Raw genomic sequence first — 17,380 nt, 5'->3', positions numbered from 1 at the left:
TTGTTGGTTGGAGGTATTTCGGACGCCGCGGGGTCGTCACTCCCGGCCTGTCGCTACGAAGTATAAAAATATTAGTTCGAGAGAATACCAGAACAAAAATGGCTCAAGTTCAACTACGCAATATCACCAAACACTACGGCGACACCAAAGTCATCCAAGGTATCAATCTCGATATCAACGACGGTGAATTCATTGTTTTTGTCGGGCCCTCAGGCTGTGGTAAATCAACTTTGCTACGTATGATCGCTGGATTAGAAGACATCACCGATGGCGAGCTATTCATCGATGGAGAAATGGCCAACGATATCCCGCCAGCCAAGCGCGGTCTTGCGATGGTGTTCCAGTCCTATGCTCTGTATCCGCATATGACTGTCTATGAAAATATGGCATTCAGCTTGAAAATGGCGGGGCAAAAAAAGCAGCAAGTTGACGATGCCGTGCAGCAGGCCGCTCAGATATTGCAAATTACACATCTGCTACAACGTAAGCCAAAAGATCTGTCTGGCGGTCAACGCCAGCGGGTCGCGATTGGTCGCGCGATTGTGCGTCAGCCCAAGCTATTTTTATTTGATGAGCCACTTTCCAACCTCGATGCCAGTCTGCGCGTGCAGATGCGGATTGAGTTGAGTCGGCTGCATCAGGATTTAAAAACGACAATGATTTATGTGACCCATGATCAGGTGGAGGCAATGACCTTGGGTCAACGTATTGTTGTATTCAATGCTGGAAAAATAGAGCAGCTTGGTACGCCTTTGGAGTTATACGAACGTCCTGCCAATCTGTTCGTTGCAGGATTTTTAGGCGCGCCGAAAATGAATTTTCTGAATGCAGAAGTGACCGCACTCAATGGCACGGATGCACAGTTAAGGTTAAAAGATGGAACTAGCTTGACCTTGCCTGTGATTGCATCACAAGTCGCTATCGGTGATGTTGTTACGTTGGGCGTGCGTGCAGAGCAACTAGCTTTACCGCATACAATAAGTGGCTCAACGGAAGCGCCCGTATTACAGATTTCCATCGATTTCATTGAACATCTTGGTGACGCCTCTGTAATTTACGGACACCTTGCAAATGCTAAAAACGATCAGCAAAGCCTCTCTATTAAATTGAGTGCGGATCTGTGCGCGACCTCGCCCGCGTTAAAGGCAGGTAGCCAGATCGATGTGGTGATGCCTTTATCCCGTTGCCATTTGTTTGATGCCACAGGGCAGGCTTGTCGTACTTAAACATGGTCAAGCTGAGGTGATTTGTGTAGCAGGCTCGGCAGAAGTAAAAAAAGCGCATTCTGTTTTTTCAGAGTGAGCTTTAGTTTAGTTGATGCTTGCTAGTTTTTAGTTATGCTTTGCGATGGCATAATCAGACTATTACAGGTACTTTCTGTTCGGCCTCGAATTTTAAAAATCGCGATAAGATCAAGACCGGTACCGCAGAAATCAGCGCCCAGACAAAGAAATTTTTGTACCCTAAGGCGAGCTGGATATCGCCACTGATCATTTTAAAAATGATGAAGCCCAATTGCATGACACCTGATCCCAATGCGTAATGTGCGGTCTGATATTTACCAACCGCCACCACCTGCATGATGAATAAAATAATGCCGACAAAACCAAAGCCATAACCAAACATTTCTATGCACAGTGCAGCAGTAATGATGCCTAGATTGCCAGGCAAATTGCTGCTCAGGAAAACAAATACCAAAATAGGCAGGTTCATCGCAATAATGAGATAAGGTAATGCGCGCTTTAGTCCCAGCCATGAGGTGAAGTAACCACCGAGCACGCTACCTGTTAAAAATGCGATGGTTCCCGCTGTGCCATATACGATACCGACTTCATCGGTAGTCAAACCTAAGCCGCCAAGCTCCTTTGCTTCACGCAAAAATAGCGGTCCTATGGTTTGTACCTGGCCTTCTCCGGCACGGAACAAAATGATGAAAATGATGGCGATCCAGATGCCTGGCTTTTGAAAAAAATCAATGATGACGTCTTTCAAAATCCAGAATGCACCTTTGAGTGAGGTTTCCATCGGCGCATTTTTTGTCCCTGGTAAGGCCCACAAATTGTAGAGCGCAAGCACGATCAGCATCACGCTGAGAATCCCAAAGATGATCATCCATGCATGGGCTGGGTCCATATGTTTTTCGAGATAGCCGGCCAAATAAACTAAGCCGCCTAAAGAAAAAAATCGGGCAGCGTTAAAAAATGCGCCTTGCCATCCTGCATAGGCGGCCTGCTGTTTATTGCTTAGACTCGCCATATACAAACCGTCACAGGCAATATCGTGAGTCGCAGAGGCAAACGCCACTACCGCGAGCAAGGCAATACTGATTGCGAAATACATGGGTAGTTGCAGCGACAGTGCGACCAGACCTAAGCTTGCGCCACCGATGATCTGAAAAATAACCACGACGGATTTTTTACTACTGGCCAATTCCAGAAATGGACTCCATAAGGATTTGAAGACCCAGGCAGCGCCGATCAGTCCAGTCCATCGCGCGATCTGGTCGTTTGGCATCCCCATACTTTTGTACATCAGACCCGCGACCAATGCGACGGCATAAAATGGCAAGCCTTGCGCAAAATACAGCGTAGGAATCCAGCGCATAGGATGTCGGTGAGTGGTCTGTTCAGTGCTCATCTTGATGATCTCTCAGGGTTTTCGGCTAGATTATTGTTCTGCTCGCTGCGGTTCGGTTCGGCATGTAGGCAGTGGAAGAATGCTATCCATCTGTCTCAGCGGACAACATACAAGGCGAGAAATCTCAGGTCAACTGGTTTTGTTTAAATAATGCCACTTTAACTCCACTGAGATGCTTGATTTAAAAAAATCAGATAAATTCTTTTAATCAATCATAAAAAGTTCTCAATGACGATTAACTCCCCATTTGCGGATAAGGTGATTTGTGGTGTTAATGACGCAAAATCGCCAGATTGGCGAACTGGTATGGTGGTTATTTGATGGGTGCGCTTGATCTGGCTTAATCTGAATTTGATGCTGAAGTTGCTTGCGCAGAGTTTTGTTCTGACCTCGGTGTAATTTCTTAAGTTGAATATACTCCCCATTTTTTATTTTAAAAATGGCGTATTGTCCAGTATTCTTATGGACACTTAAAATATACGTAGTGGGAGTATATTAATTCTATGTGTCTTATGTGGTGTTCTTTGTCTTTAGTCAACGCCCGGGTTTAACCACCAAAGCCACGCCCAGCAACGCGATTGCCATGCCCACAGCGGCGGTGACGGTAAAACGCTCACCAAACATCAGCCACGCCATGACCGCAGTGACTGCAGGAACCAGATACATATAACTGGTGACTTTAGTCGCCTCTCCATTGCGTATCAGGATAAACAGTACCGAGATACCGACGCCGGACAAGACAAAAATAGACCATGCCATTGCGCCAAAGAATTCTGGTGTCCAGAGTATCGTCTGGGTTTCCAGCATCAATGCAAACGGCAGCGTTAAGATCAGCGATGCCAAAAACTGGATTACCTGACCGGTGCGTACATCAAAGGAGGGGCAGGTTTTCTTTTGATACAAGGTGCCGATGGTCATCGATAACAGTGCCATGACTGCCAGCGCAATGCTGGCTGCGGATAAATGCACGACAGAGATTTTGTTCGCTACGACCAGACCGACACCGATGATCCCGAAGCCCAGACCTATCCATTGTCTGCCTTGCGTTTTTTCTCCAATTGCTGGCCCCAATACGGCGGTCAAGATGGGCTGAGTGTTGACGATCAAGGCTGCCAGACCGGCGGGCATGCCAAGTTTGACTGCGCACCAGACTCCGCCAAGATAACCCGCTTGCATCAATACGCCTGCTACCGCGATATGCGGCCAGGCTGATCTGGCAGGCCAGGGCGCCCGCATGGTCACTGCCAACACTCCCATAAACAGGATGACACCTAAATACCGTAAGCATAAGAAAGTTAGCGGTTCGGCGTAAGGCAGACCGTATTTAGCGACTACGTAGCCAGAGGCCCAGATAAAAATAAAAATGGCGGGGAGGAAGCGGAGTCGTGAAGATGAATTGATCATACGTGGGGTGGGCTAACAAAGCGCTCTGTAGCAAATTGCCTTAAATAAAGTGACCGCCATAATCTCACAGGAGTGCGCTGATTTTATTTTTTCTATGCATGAAATGAATAGGTTTAATTCTGCACGACACGATGTTTAGACGAAATTATTTCATCGCATTTGATGTGATGCGGCTAAGGCAAAAACGGGCTTAACATTTATTTGCATTATTGTCTTGCCTATTTAACCAAAGTGGGGGAGAAGGCGTACAATAATTACATCAATTTTTCGGCATGCCGTGATTTTCATCAGGCTTGATTCTATGTCTCGCACCTGTATTTGCACCTGCATTCAAGCTTATATTCAAGCTTATATTCAAGCTTACATCAGCACTGATTTTTTGCAGTGTCGACAGCGGTGCTTTGGTCTGACTGATGATGCACGCGGAACCCTTGAAAAACTTGATGGCAGCTCTCATGAATCTCTTACCCAATAGTTTTAAAAGTCGCCTGGTCGGTTTGTTTGGCGGTCTAGCATTGCTAATCGGCGTCCCTGTTTATTACCATGTCAACCACGTGTTTTCTGAGCGATTGATTATCGAACGTGGGAATGCAGTCAGGGATCTGGCAGTTGCGGTATCTGCAGTGCTGACTGCCAATCTGCAAGAGCGGCAAAGAGAGATTGAGTTAATGGCAGGCAGTCCGGTCTTCCGTCGATTGCCATTGTCTAGCAGCGATACAAAAGATGCCGTCAATCGTTTGCGGCGTTCTTACCCTTACTACAGCTGGCTTGGTGTCGCAGACACTGTTGGCATAGTCCAATCTGCCGCTGCTGGTTTGCTAGAAGGTAACAGCGTCGCAGAGCGCCCTTGGTTTAAGCGTGGCAAAGAAGGGGCTTACGTCGGCGATCTGCATGAGGCAAAATTATTGGCCAAGCTTTTACCGCAGAGCGAGGGTCAAGGGCCAGTGCGGTTTATCGATTTTGCAGCGCCCGTATTCGATGATAACGGTGTACTGCGCGGGGTACTAGCTGCGCATGCCCATTGGCGTTGGGCGGGTGATGTAATTCGTGTCTTGGAACCCAAAAATGCCCGCATGAATAAACAAGAAATCTTTATCGTGAACGCAGATCAGGAAATCATTTATCCAGACCGGCCTGAATTGCATGCGCAAAAAATCCCACCATCGGTACTATCTGGAAAAGAATTTGTGCTGGATAACTGGGGTGGTAACACAGCGTATCTGAGTAGCTCCATCCTCGTCGCAGAAGTGATTGCGACACGCCCACTCAACTGGCGCATCGTAGTCAGGCAACCAGCAGCGACAGCGCTAGCGCCAGTGACTGAATTGCGGCGCACTTTATTATTATTTGGGATCGTCGCAGCGATTCTTTTTATCAGCAGTATTTATTGGGTCGCTTCCAAAGTTAGCAGTCCGCTGGAGCGGCTGGCAATCACTGCCAGACTAATTGAGCACGGTGATGAAAACGCCGTATTGGAATCGAACGCGGGTTCCAACGAACTTCGCGATCTGGTTGACGCATTAAGTGGTATGACGGATCAGCTTTTGTATCGCAAGAGAGCCTTACTAGAGGCAAATTTGTCGCTTGAACGCAAAGTCACCGAGCGCACTGCAGAGTTGGCTGCCGCCAATCAGGCTTTGCATCATATGGCACGACGTGACTTGCTGACCGGACTCGCAAATCGTTTGTCTATCAATGAAACCTTATTCTCTGAGTTTGCCCGTATGCAGCGCACAGGTGTGCCTTATGCCGTATTGATGATGGACATTGATCATTTAAAAAATATCAATGAGCGTTTTGGAGGCGGGGTTGGAGATAAAGTATTAATTGAGGTCTCGGCTATCATCAGGCATACCGTGCGCTCCACCGATGTGGTTGGCCGTTTGGGCGGCGAGCGATTTTTCGCTTTATTGCCTGCGGTCGATTTGCCTGCCGCAGTCGCCATGGCACAAAAAATTGTCAATGCTGTCAATCAAACTACATTGCCGATCGTTGAGCAAGTCACCGTCAGTATTGGTGTCGCAATCGCCTTGACTGAGCATGATAATGACAGCGTCGCCTTATCGGAAGCAGATCAGCATTTGAATGCCGCTAAGCGACGGGGATACAATCAAGTTGCCTACGAATTGCACGATACATGATTAGGCATGATTCCCATGCTCATGATTTGAGCACTCGTGTATGTTCACGGATATTCACGTACATTCACGCATCTTCTCGTATAGATTAGATTTTTTGCTGTCCGGCCAAAGCTGATAATGCAATTACTCGCGCGTACAAAATGGCGACATAGGAATATGTTTGTCGCCTTCGTCATGATGACATGATGAGCGCTATTTTTTTAATAGGCTTCATCCCAAGGCATACTTAAGCGCGAGGCGCACTGGATCAGGCCAACCATACTGTAAGTTTGTGGGAAGTTACCCCAAAGCTCGCCCGTTTCTGGCGCAACATCTTCTGCCAGCAGACCAAGCGGATTACGATGTGTCAGTACTTTCTCAAATAATTCTCTGGCTTGCACTTTTTCACCAATTTGCGCCAGCGCCAAAATCCACCACAGAGTACAAACCAGGAAGGCTGTTTCTGGTTTACCGAAGTCGTCTTCTTCATCATATCGCAGCAAAAAATCACCCCGACGTAATACGGTGCCGATCTTATTTACTGTGCTGATAAAGCGTGGGTCAGTCGCCGGTAAGAATTGAAACTCCGCCATCAGCAATAAGCTGGCATCTAAGTGTTCGCCGCCGAAGGTTGAGACAAAGCTTTGCATTGCCGGATTCCACGCAGCTTCGCAAATATTGTGATGCATTTTGCTCGCATTACTTGACCAGTAATGCGCACGATCGGCTAGCTTGAGTTGGCCTGCAATACTCGCCAAACGATCGCATGCAGCCCAGCACATGATGCTGGAAAATGTGTGTACACGTTTAGAACCACGTAGCTCCCAGATGCCAGCGTCGGGTGTGTTGTAACTGAGGATCGCCTGATCGCCCAGACGTTCCAGATCATCAAATATTTTCCGGTCGGCAGGACGTGCCAGACGCATGTCAAAAAACGCGTGGGTACTCGCCATAATCGCAGCACCAAAGACATCGTTTTGAATTTGGTTATACGCAAGATTACCGACCCGGACTGGCCCCATTCCTCGATAGCCAGCCAATGCCGGTGCGATATTTTCTGTCAGCGTTGCTTCTCTGCGAATGCCATACACTGGTTGCATCGGCGTGTCGCGGGTATCGGCAATGATGTTGAGTATGTAGCCTAAATAGCGCTCCATCGTCGCGGTCGCACCCAACCGGTTTAGGGCGTTGATCACAAAGTAGGCATCTCGTAGCCAGCAGTAACGGTAATCCCAATTACGTCCACTATTTGCTGCTTCCGGTATTGAGGTAGTTACGGCAGCAATGATCGCACCGGTATCGTCAAAGGCATTTAGTTTTAAGGTAATGGCAGCGCGGATGACGACATCTTGCCATTCAAATGGGATGGCAAGATTGCGTACCCAGTTCTGCCAATAATCCAATGTCTGTTCATAAAACGAGCGCCCGACATCATGCGGTGATCCGTTCACCGTTTCGTCGGGTCCCATCATGAGTGTGAGGCTATCTTGCAGGAAGAAGGGGCGCTCGGTCAGGATCGCAGAAATTGATGCATCCGTTGTCAGACGCATCGGTGCTTCGCCACCTAGATAGGAAATATGATGGGTGCCGCTGCGGACTTCGGCACGTTCCTGACCATAATTGATGGTGGGTCTGATACGTAATGCAATCCGTGGACGACCAGATACAACCCGAATAATTCTGACCAGCATAGAAGGTGAGAACAGGCGGCCATGCATGCGAAAGCGTGGCGCAAAATCAATTACTTCAAAACTATTTCCGGCTGGATCGGCAAAAAGGCTGCTTAAGATGGCGGAGTTTCTTTCATATTCTTGTTTGACTAATATCGCATCGCCTAATTGGATATCGATCAGGCCTGAGGCATTTTCAGGATCTTGTTTTTGCAGCAGGGTGCAGCAGATAGGGTCACTATCAAATACCGGAAAACACCACCAGACGATGGACGCTTTTTGGTCAATCAATGCGCTGGTGCGTGAGTTGCCTATTAATCCAAGATTGAGTGTTGACATGCTGAAATTCCTTTACAAAAATCGTTGATCGGGAAAGCTTATTTACTGCTTAAACATTCTGCCGTCTTCCTGAAAATTCGATGGAGAATTAATAAATAAGCTGATCCAATTAGCTAGCAGTTTACCTACTTAAATGCCCATCCTTATTCGTACATAAAAAAGGTTTTATTTAATATACTCCCCATTAATTTAGTGAAATATGCTCTATCGTCCAATAATTATATGGACAATTAAATATACTAATTGGGAGTATATTCAATTAGTGAATCAATCGATCAAGTATTTTGATCGGATTGGTGTCTGCGTTTATGTTTGCCTTTATGTTTGTTTTTATGTTTTTCTTTGCGTCCCAATTTATTCCACTAACTGACTCAGCCGCTCATGGCGCGGGTCACATTTTTCCACTTCGGCATCGCTGCTAAACGGGCGATTAATTCGTCCAGCAATCTGACAATATCCAGACGGTGATTCAGATAAAATTCTGCGGCAGTGTCGTCCGAACGTTCTATCCGCAAGCTTAGCCAGTCTTTTCTGTGCATGTTAAAAACATCTTCATCAGTGATATCGTCACCGACATAAATTGCGGTAGGTGCTTGGCAGGATTCACACAAGCGCTGCAAGGCGATACCTTTGTTCGGCGCGCCTGGCGGCAAGAGATTAAAGACACATTTTCCGGTGCCGATATCTGCTTCGGGAGTGACGCGTGCAAATAAAGCGAGCAAGTGTTTTTCGGCCAGCGTGCGATTCGTGGCAAGTCGATAATGTACTGAGAGCGAGTAAGTTTTATTTTCTATCCAGATCCCCGGGTCTATGCTGGGATGCGCTTGCAATGCCAGGTTTAATCGGGCCTCCCACTCATTGCAAAGTGCTTTGTAATGTTCAGCATCTATCGTCTCACCGGGCAGTCCTTCTATCCCATGATTGCCGATCACATAGTCCGGCACAAATGAGAGCCGGGTACAAATATCCGCAATCGAGCGGCCCGTGATGATCGCAATCGGTGCGTACTCCGATAGGATGGTTAGTCGCCGCAATACAGGAGCCGGCAAACTGGCCTTGTCTGGTTGCGTCACGATAGGCGCTAAGGTGCCATCAAAATCAAACGCGCATAGCATGCCTGGTCTGACGATGTCGTTGAGCCTGTGCATACCTTGATCAAAGAATGAAGTTAACATTATTCCCTTTACTGAACGCGGCGCAATGATGCGCGGCTATGTGAGTGGATTTTAGACATTACCCGTTCGCGCTGACGCAGGCGGGCGGCGTCCAGCAGCATGTGGCCCGCCCAGCGATACACATTAAAATCTTTAACCAGAGCACGCATGCTGCGCATCCGCTCTCTCTGCTCAATTTTTGGCATGCGTAACGCCCGGTAGAGTGCATCTGCGCCTTGCTCAATATGATACGGATTGATGATCAGAGCTTCATGTAGTTCTCTGGCAGCACCGGTAAATTGGCTGAGTATTAAGACGCCTTGTTCATCCGTTCTGGCAGCGACAAACTCCTTGGCGACGAGGTTCATCCCATCATGCAAACTCGTGACCATGCAGACATCGGCAGCCCGGTAATATGTGGTTAGTTCGTCCTGCTCGTGATGCTCCGCTTTAAGGATAATCGGTGTGTAATCAGCACTAGAAAACCGTTGATTAATCTTATCCATCAAGGCTCTTACCCTCGTTTCAAAATTTTGGTATTCCTCCAATGAAGACCGGCTTGGTGCCGCGATTTGTACGAAGGTAAATTTGCCCACGAGGTCCGGATGCATTTCCAGCATTTTTTCTACCGCTGCAAAGCGTTCAACAATACCCTTGGTATAGTCGAGCCGGTCAACGCCGATGCCGAGCAACTGATCGGGTGCTAACGATAGTCGTTTTCTGATTTCAGCACGAGATTCTTCGACCGTCAGAATATCGGCGGTATCGTCTTCTGGCCATGCAATCGAAATCGGATAGTTCTCAACTTGTGTGAGTTCGCCCCGGCATGTGATGGTAGAGGCTTCGGTTTCTATTCGTGTTTCTAAATATCGATCGACGGTTTCCAGAAAATTTTTGCGATGGAAGGGGGTATGAAATCCCAGAATCGTACTGCCCAATAATCCATCAAGGATCTCTTCACGCCAAGGGCAAATGCCGAACGATTCTGAGTTGGGCCAAGGTATATGCCAGAAGGTAATAATGGTCGCCTTAGGAAGAACATCTCGCACCATACGTGGCAATAAGGCGAGGTGATAATCTTGTACCAGCACAACAGGGTCGTCCCTGCTGGCCTCCTGAATGACTGCATCGGCAAAGCGCTGATTGACTGCAACATACTGATCCCAATCAGATGAGCGAAACACCGGTCGCACGTGTGCGATGTGGCATAGCGGCCATAAACCTTCGTTTGAAAAGCCGTAGTAATACCCTTTTTCTTCCTGCTCTGTTAACCAGACTCGCCGCAAGGTGTAGCTAGGGTTTTTGGGCGGCACTTTGACATGATCTTTACTATCAACTGTTTGCCTGTCACCAGATCCGCTACCATGCGCAATCCAGGTACCCGAGCAGGCTCGCATTACCGCCTCTACCGCAGTTACCAGACCACTGGCCGGACGTTTAACGACGATGCCGTTGGGCGTCTCCGTATGGATATATGGTTCTCGGTTAGACACCACTAGCACTTGATCGCCCGCCAAATCAACTTGTAGTAGCGACTTCAGTTTGTCCGGTGTCCATAATTGAGAAGGCGATTCTTGCCCGCGACGTTCCTGGCGATATTCATGTAGTAAGGATTGCAGGTCGCCCATCAAGGGTTGCATTTCTGACGGTGTTTTTTCTTTTTTGCTTGACTCTGTTTTTGGTAGTAATTCACCGCGCAAAATACTTTTTACACTGTTCATCCAACCTAAAAAGCTGATGTGAGCAACCAGTACGGTGATGAATGAAATCACAATCGCTAACAAGACAAAAATAATGATGGCATATTTTTTTGTATCTGCGCTACGCCGCTCAATAAAGCTCATATCGTGTACTAAGATGAGCTTGCCAAGGAGGGTACCGTCTTGCATTAATTCGCGCTCAGAGATGTGTACCGTCCCTTGAGGTAAGCGCAAGAGTGAGCGATTCGGACCTTGCGGCTTTAGTCCATCTCTGCATCCGATAGAGTCTGGATAAGTTCTGGTCTTGTATAGCAATTTGCCATTGTCATCGCAGAAGCCCAGTGCATATAAACGCTCATCGTCAATGGCACGATCAAACAATTGATCGATCCGTTTTTTAGCGCCTGCCGGTACGTATTCGAGTAAAGGATCTTGTAAGGCATTGGCTAATGATTGCGAGCGAATTTCCAGATCACGGACAAACCAACGTACGGTCAAATCATCCATCAATGGAACGACAATATAGGCAAACATCGCCAACACCAACGCCAGCGGAACGACGAAGCGAAAAGATAGTTTTAGTGAACGTAATTTCATCAAATGACCTTTATGTCGATCTTTATGTGGAATTTTCTATGAGGTTTTCTATACCGTAGAAGGAATTGGATTTAAAACGCCGTGGTCTATGTCACGAATCGGGTCACGATTCACGTCGCGATTCGGGTCGTGATTCATGCCGGGTGATACGACATGCAATGTCCTGGTTGGGTAGGCAAAACTGATACCGAGAGAGCGGAGCTGTTTCAACAGCGCCAGATTGATGGCTTGCTGAATATCCATATAGGCGTTGTAGTCTGGATCGAGCACGTAATACACCACCTCAAATTGTAGTGCTCCGTCTGCATAAGATTTGAAGTGCGCGCGGTCAAACCGGATATTGAACTGATGACCCGTGACGATTTTTTTTGCGATTTCTGGAATTCGTTCTATTTGCTCAATTGGGGTTTCGTAAACAATCCCAAATTCAAATACGACGCGTCGTTCTTGCATGCGCTTGTAATTACGAATTCTGTTTTTTAGCAACTCGGTGTTCGAGAATATAATTTGTTCGCCGCTCAGGCTGCGCAAGCGTGTCGTTTTCATGCCTACATATTCGACCGTTCCCATGTAGCTATCGACCACAATAAAGTCGCCGATCACAAACGGTTTGTCGAGCGCAATAGAAACAGAAGAAAAGATGTCGCCCAGAATATTCTGGACTGCCAGAGCCACGGCAATACCGCCTATACCGAGACTGGCGACTAAAGTGGACACGTTGAATCCAAGATTGTCCAAGATAATTAAGGTGGCGATCATCCACAAGATGATCCGACCGACCATTCCTGCCAAGACTAAATGGGTGGCACCATCGGGATTGTTTTCTCTTTGTCGTAAAAATGCGTTATCGGCAATCAGACTAATGATGCGTGTTCCCCATAAGGCAATTTGGGTGACAAGAATGATGATCCAGGCGAAATGCAAACCGCGATCAATGCGGGTCGGAAAATCGAGCTGACTAATACCTGCAAGTAAGGAGATTCCGATTAAAAACGGTAAGCGGGTCGCTTTTACTATGTGTTCGACATAGCCTAAAAAATGTAATCGCTCTTTCAGTTTTAAGCGTTTAAGCTGGTGTGTTGCAAACGCTTTAAGTAGCAGCAGGGCGACCAACGTGAGCAAAAATACAGTAACAGCGAGCGTCAAATCATAAGATGTATATTCAAATGAAAACATAGCGATCCTTTGTGTAAAGGCAGGATGTCGTTGATTTGCAAACGATATGCATAAGCAATACCTGCAATGCCAGCGATTGGTGCTTAGTTATTCGTGACGCGTCATCAATAGAAGAGACGCAGCGGTGTTGGTCGTTAGCGGCGTAGAGCAAGCTCAAGATCAACGTCATTTGCCGTGTGTGTTTGCCAGGTTGCGCAGATCAATATTGGGTGCTGATGCAGTCCTGCAGTGGCGGCGTAAAGTATTGTTATTCCAAGAAGAGTTGTATTTCATTTAAGAAAGTAGATAGGTCTTTTTGACCTTTTGCTACGTTAATTGAAAACGATTATAGCAAAATATATTTGGACAAATGTAATTTGCCGAGGCGCAACAGTTGAGACGGAGTAGGATTGATATAAAAAGCACATGGGTACACTCATCATTACGCCGAGTAGAGACGAAAAAAATGGCTACCCGCCGAAGCGAGTAGCCATTTTGTTTTGGAGCCGAGAGTTAAACTGAATTTGCTACATTGCTGGATTAATCAGCAATGCATTTCTCAGAAAACTGACGCTAGCTTTTTAAGCCAGATTAGCCGCCGCAAAATCCCAGTTCACCAAAGCCCAGAATGCTTCCAGATATTTAGGACGTGCATTGCGGTAGTCGATGTAATAAGCGTGTTCCCACAGATCACAAGTGACTAATGGTGTGTCTGTCGTAGTCAATGGCGTAGCCGCGTTAGATGTGTTGACGATATCTAATGTGCCATCAGCTTTTTTGACCAGCCAAGTCCAGCTAGAACCAAAATTACCGATACAGGATTTAGTGAAGGCTTCTTTGAAGGCATCAAAGGAGCCCCATTTTGCATTGATTGCATCAGCTAATGCACCGGTTGGAGCGCCGCCGCCGTTTGGCTTCAGGCCGTTCCAGTAGAAAGTGTGGTTCCAGATTTGGGCGGAATTATTGAAGATACCAGCAGAAGATTTTTTGACGATTTCTTCCAGGCTAGCATTTTCAAATTCAGTACCTTTGATCAAATTATTTAAATTCGTGACATACGTCTGATGATGCTTACCGTAGTGGTATTCCAGAGTCTCTTTAGAGATATGCGGTGCGAGTGCATCCAGTGCATAGGGCAGTGCCGGTAGGGTATGTTCCATTTTGCATCCTTTGTTGTTCGTGGTTCGGGGGAAAACCCCCATTGTAATAGCTTCGCGTCAAGCTTGCATCTTCCTATTTTATTGTTAACAAATCAGATGGTGAGAGGGCAAATTGTGCCCAATATGGTGTTCAATAAGGTAGCCAATAGTGCATCAAAGAATGCGCATAAAAAATTGCCAAGGAGAACATTAAAACTTGATTTGTAAGTATATGTAAAGAATTTGTAAGAATTTGAAACCGATTGGTATCTGGCTGCGTATCTCTATCTGACTGCCAAAATCACGAGCAGATCAACAGAAAACGTATCCTTATTTACTATTTTGCATACAAACCATTAGGAAAATGTTATGAAAACTTCTTTACGCTTATTATCCGGCGCGGCACTCATCTCCTCTTTGACGGCTTGCAGTTCTATGAGCTCTATGATGAAAGCACCGGATGCGCCTGCAGCAGTTGCTGTGCCAGCAGGCAATAAACTAGTCATGATGGCAGTAGGTGCTGGCGACCTGACATACGAATGCCGCGTAAAAGCAGCGATGCCAGGTGCTTATGAGTGGGTGTTTGCTGGACCGACTGCCGTGTTGTCAGATCAAAGCGGTAAAGCGGTGGGCAAATATTATGCTGGCCCGACTTGGGAAGCCAATGACGGTAGCAAAGTCACTGGTAAGCAATTGGCGGTGACTCCGGGCGCAGCCAATGCGATTCCTTTGCAATTGGTTAAAGCTAATCCATCTATGGGTAATGGCGCGATGACTGATATCAGCTATATCCAACGTCTAAATACGATGGGTGGCATTGCGCCATCAGATAGCTGTGCTGCTGCTAATGTTGGCGCTAAAAAGTTGGTCAAGTATCAAGCAGATTATTACTTTTACAAAGCGATGTAATCGAGAGATATTGCGACCAATCATGGTCGCAATAAAAGTGCGATTTGATGATCATGTAGTGGCGGCATTTGAAAAGTGCATTTGCCGCTGTACTTTGGGGATGCCGCTGGCATCCCTTTTTTTGTCGATATGGTTTGCTGGAGATGTATAAATAAATCAGCTCAATAAAATTAATCCAGACTAGGTTGCACACCATTCACGCTGATCTCAGTCGTCCCGTCAGCCAATCGCACTGCGATCTGGCTATTCGGCTGCAAGTCCTTACCAGAGCGTATTAGTTTGCCTTTACGGTCACTCAAAATAGCGTAGCCACGCTCCAGTGTTCTTTGTGGATTTAGCATTTCAAGCTGCGCTTTTAAGCCCGCCAGCGCTACTCTTTGAGTATCCGTCTGATGTTTAAAAGTAGTGCTCAACCTTCGTTGTGATTCTTGCAAATTGGTACGATATGCCTGCATGTCTGGCCGATTTCCTTGAAGCCGGGTTCGTAATTGATGCAAGTTGGCATGCGCCTGTTGGCGTGGGATTGCGCTGGCAAATTTGAGACGTTGCACAGCACTTTCGAGAGCTAATTTTTTTGCTTTGATGGCGTTGATCGGACTCAGTAAACGCCGTGTCAGCCAATCGACATTCTGGTTTTGATTCGCCAGTTGTCTTTGCATTCCCCTATGCAGATGGATGCGGTATTGCAGCAGCGTTTCTAGCCAGTCTTCACGCGGTGCTGCCGCTAATTCAGCCGCTGCCGTAGGAGTAGCCGCACGTACATCGGCGGCAAAATCGGCAATGGTGAAGTCAGTTTCATGGCCCACGCCGCTGATTACAGGCATCGCGCAATGGCTGATTGTTCGCGCCACGATTTCTTCATTAAATGCCCATAAGTCCTCAATACTTCCGCCGCCGCGGCAGACCAGCAGCACATCACATTCTTCACGCGCCGAGGCGGTAGCAATTGCTTGCGCAATTTTATTTGCAGCACCTTCGCCTTGCACTGGTGTAGGGTAAAGGATGACGTTGACATGCGGCGCGCGTCGTTGCAGCGTGGTCAACACATCGCGCAATGCCGCCGCTTGCGGACTACTGACAATCCCTATCGTTTTAACAAAATGCGGAATAGGGCGCTTACGCTCTGGATCAAACAGACCTTCTTTTGCCAGTTGTGCTTTTAACTGCAAAAAAGCTTCGTATAGATTACCCACGCCGGCGCGACGGATTGCTTCTACATTTATTTGATAATCGCCGCGCGGGGCATACAACCCGACCAATGCGCGGACTTCAACTTTATCGCCTTCGCGCGGCATAAAGTCTGCGTATTGCGAGCGGCCACGGAACATGACTGCCCGCACTTGTGCCTGCGCGTCTTTTAGCGTGAAGTACCAATGTCCAGAGGTGGCGCGGGTGAAATTAGATATTTCGCCGGAAACCCACGTCAATGGGATGTTTCGTTCTAATAATTGCGCAACTGCTTGGTTTAGCGCCGATACTGTGATTACAGATGGCGTCAATATTGGAGTTTCAGTACGGGATTCTGGATTCATAAAGCCGAGCAAGTCAAAAGCTGTCCACAGAGGGAAGGGTTGGTCATCAGAATGTCATTAAGTGTTAATGATGTCAAAAATATTTCCCGAGTCTTTCTTAAGTCATTGATTTTAAAAAGGATATTATTCTTAGTAAATTGCGGTGAAAAAAAGAAAATCCTTATAAATCAAGGACTTTAGCGAAGCTTCTTGATCTTGTTCACAAACTTATCCACAGTATCAGCAGGCACTTATATCTTGTTATACAAAAATAGTATGACGATTTGATTGGACATCAATTAGCTTGATCTGCTGCCTATTTTATTTGCACTAAGCTAATATTTAATGAAAACAATGACTTAGCGACAATCACCGGGTTTGTGCACAATCTTATCCACAAAATGTGTGCAGAAATAGCCGCTGCTTGTGAATAAGTAGATGTCTAAATTCAGTTTTGCTTAAAATTTAAGCAAAAAAGGTCTTATTCTTCTATTTGCTCAATTTAAAGGCATGTTCTGAATTGCTATAAAAATCATGGGCTTGGCATTATTCACAAAGCTTCTTCACAGTCTTATCCACAAAATATGTGTAGAACCTAGGCACGATCTCTGAATTTGCGGCTTACCAACGATAACCGGGCATTAGTAAGTGGTTTACCCACAAAAATACCAATTTGCCCGTTAATTAAGCAACAAGTTAATTAGCTTATAAATCAGCCACTTAGAGCGATCTGCTTGCCTTGTTCACAATGTTATCCACATTAACTGTGCAGAACTTATCTTGTTTTGAGATTGCTTGTGCTATCAAAATTGTGGATAAGCCGCTGCTTAATTCTGTAGCAGCAAGATAAAACTGATTAAAATCAAAAGCTTAACAAGCTACCCCAGAGTTATCCACAATCTTGCACACAGAATTTGTGCAAAACTTCACCACTTTTATTATTTTGCTGTTTGAGGTTCTTGCAAAACGAAACACCGGAGAGTAATTTTATTGCGAGAAGCGCAAAATAGATGAGAAAGGAGCGGCCATTTCTGGCAAGATGAAA

General features: G+C 46.5%; 13 protein-coding genes. 4 read left to right on the top strand and 9 right to left on the bottom strand.

What is annotated here, in order from left to right; genetic code table 11:
• The first annotated feature begins 98 nt into the window (after window positions 1-98).
• A complete protein-coding gene (locus tag AAKU61_RS13820) occupies window positions 99-1,226 on the top strand; it encodes an ABC transporter ATP-binding protein (protein ID WP_354333099.1) in 1,128 nt (375 codons plus the stop codon).
• Window positions 1,227-1,356: 130 nt separating this feature from the next.
• Here the strand turns inward: AAKU61_RS13820 and AAKU61_RS13815 are convergent, their stop codons facing one another.
• From AAKU61_RS13815 to AAKU61_RS13805, 3 genes are all read right to left on the bottom strand, one after another.
• Complete coding sequence (locus tag AAKU61_RS13815) at window positions 1,357-2,637, bottom strand: MFS transporter (RefSeq protein ID WP_354333097.1); 1,281 nt, start codon at window positions 2,635-2,637, stop codon at window positions 1,357-1,359.
• A 534-nt stretch (window positions 2,638-3,171) separates the two neighbouring features.
• A complete protein-coding gene (locus tag AAKU61_RS13810; RefSeq protein WP_322119542.1) occupies window positions 3,172-4,041 on the bottom strand; it encodes a DMT family transporter in 870 nt (289 codons plus the stop codon).
• 259 nt (window positions 4,042-4,300) lie between these two features.
• Window positions 4,301-4,498 carry a hypothetical protein gene (locus tag AAKU61_RS13805; RefSeq protein ID WP_354333095.1) on the bottom strand — a complete coding sequence of 66 codons (198 nt, stop codon included), beginning with the start codon at window positions 4,496-4,498 and terminating at the stop codon, window positions 4,301-4,303.
• On the opposite strand from AAKU61_RS13805, the gene AAKU61_RS13800 reads away from it, so the two are divergent.
• Complete coding sequence (locus AAKU61_RS13800) at window positions 4,497-6,182, top strand: sensor domain-containing diguanylate cyclase (RefSeq protein ID WP_354333094.1); 1,686 nt, start codon at window positions 4,497-4,499, stop codon at window positions 6,180-6,182. The two genes, AAKU61_RS13805 and AAKU61_RS13800, sit on opposite strands and share 2 nt — an antisense overlap.
• 200 nt (window positions 6,183-6,382) lie before the next feature.
• Here AAKU61_RS13800 and AAKU61_RS13795 read toward each other — a convergent pair whose 3' ends face one another.
• The 4 genes from AAKU61_RS13795 to AAKU61_RS13780 form a co-directional block, all read right to left on the bottom strand.
• Window positions 6,383-8,170 carry a glycoside hydrolase family 15 protein gene (locus AAKU61_RS13795; protein ID WP_354333092.1) on the bottom strand — a complete coding sequence of 596 codons (1,788 nt, stop codon included), beginning with the start codon at window positions 8,168-8,170 and terminating at the stop codon, window positions 6,383-6,385.
• Between the two features lie 371 nt (window positions 8,171-8,541).
• Complete coding sequence (gene otsB / locus AAKU61_RS13790) at window positions 8,542-9,345, bottom strand: trehalose-phosphatase (RefSeq protein WP_354333091.1); 804 nt, start codon at window positions 9,343-9,345, stop codon at window positions 8,542-8,544.
• Between the two features lie 8 nt (window positions 9,346-9,353).
• Entirely contained in the window at window positions 9,354-11,621 is a 2,268-nt protein-coding gene (locus tag AAKU61_RS13785) for an alpha,alpha-trehalose-phosphate synthase (UDP-forming) (RefSeq protein WP_354333089.1), read from the bottom strand.
• A 48-nt stretch (window positions 11,622-11,669) separates the two neighbouring features.
• Window positions 11,670-12,797, bottom strand: a complete 1,128-nt coding sequence (locus AAKU61_RS13780; RefSeq protein WP_354333087.1) for a mechanosensitive ion channel family protein — start codon at window positions 12,795-12,797, stop codon at window positions 11,670-11,672.
• 124 nt (window positions 12,798-12,921) lie between these two features.
• Between AAKU61_RS13780 and AAKU61_RS13775 the strand changes: the two genes are divergently transcribed.
• The gene (locus AAKU61_RS13775) at window positions 12,922-13,074 is read left to right on the top strand and encodes a hypothetical protein (RefSeq protein ID WP_354333085.1); all 153 of its coding nucleotides are present in this window, start codon (window positions 12,922-12,924) and stop codon (window positions 13,072-13,074) included.
• Between the two features lie 283 nt (window positions 13,075-13,357).
• Here AAKU61_RS13775 and sodB read toward each other — a convergent pair whose 3' ends face one another.
• On the bottom strand, window positions 13,358-13,936 hold the full coding sequence (sodB, locus tag AAKU61_RS13770; protein WP_354333083.1) for a superoxide dismutase [Fe]: 579 nt from the start codon (window positions 13,934-13,936) through the stop codon (window positions 13,358-13,360).
• Between the two features lie 348 nt (window positions 13,937-14,284).
• Here sodB and AAKU61_RS13765 point away from each other — a divergent pair, with 348 nt between their 5' ends.
• Window positions 14,285-14,824, top strand: coding sequence for a DUF3455 domain-containing protein (locus AAKU61_RS13765; protein WP_354333081.1), 540 nt, complete (start codon window positions 14,285-14,287; stop codon window positions 14,822-14,824).
• Between the two features lie 170 nt (window positions 14,825-14,994).
• Here the strand turns inward: AAKU61_RS13765 and xseA are convergent, their stop codons facing one another.
• On the bottom strand, window positions 14,995-16,356 hold the full coding sequence (gene xseA, locus AAKU61_RS13760; RefSeq protein WP_354333079.1) for an exodeoxyribonuclease VII large subunit: 1,362 nt from the start codon (window positions 16,354-16,356) through the stop codon (window positions 14,995-14,997).
• Window positions 16,357-17,380 lie beyond the last annotated feature (1,024 nt).

It is taken from the genome of Undibacterium sp. GrIS 1.2, from assembly GCF_040544435.1.
Lineage (GTDB): Bacteria > Pseudomonadota > Gammaproteobacteria > Burkholderiales > Burkholderiaceae_D > Undibacterium.
This window is presented reverse-complemented; position numbering and strand designations above follow the sequence as displayed.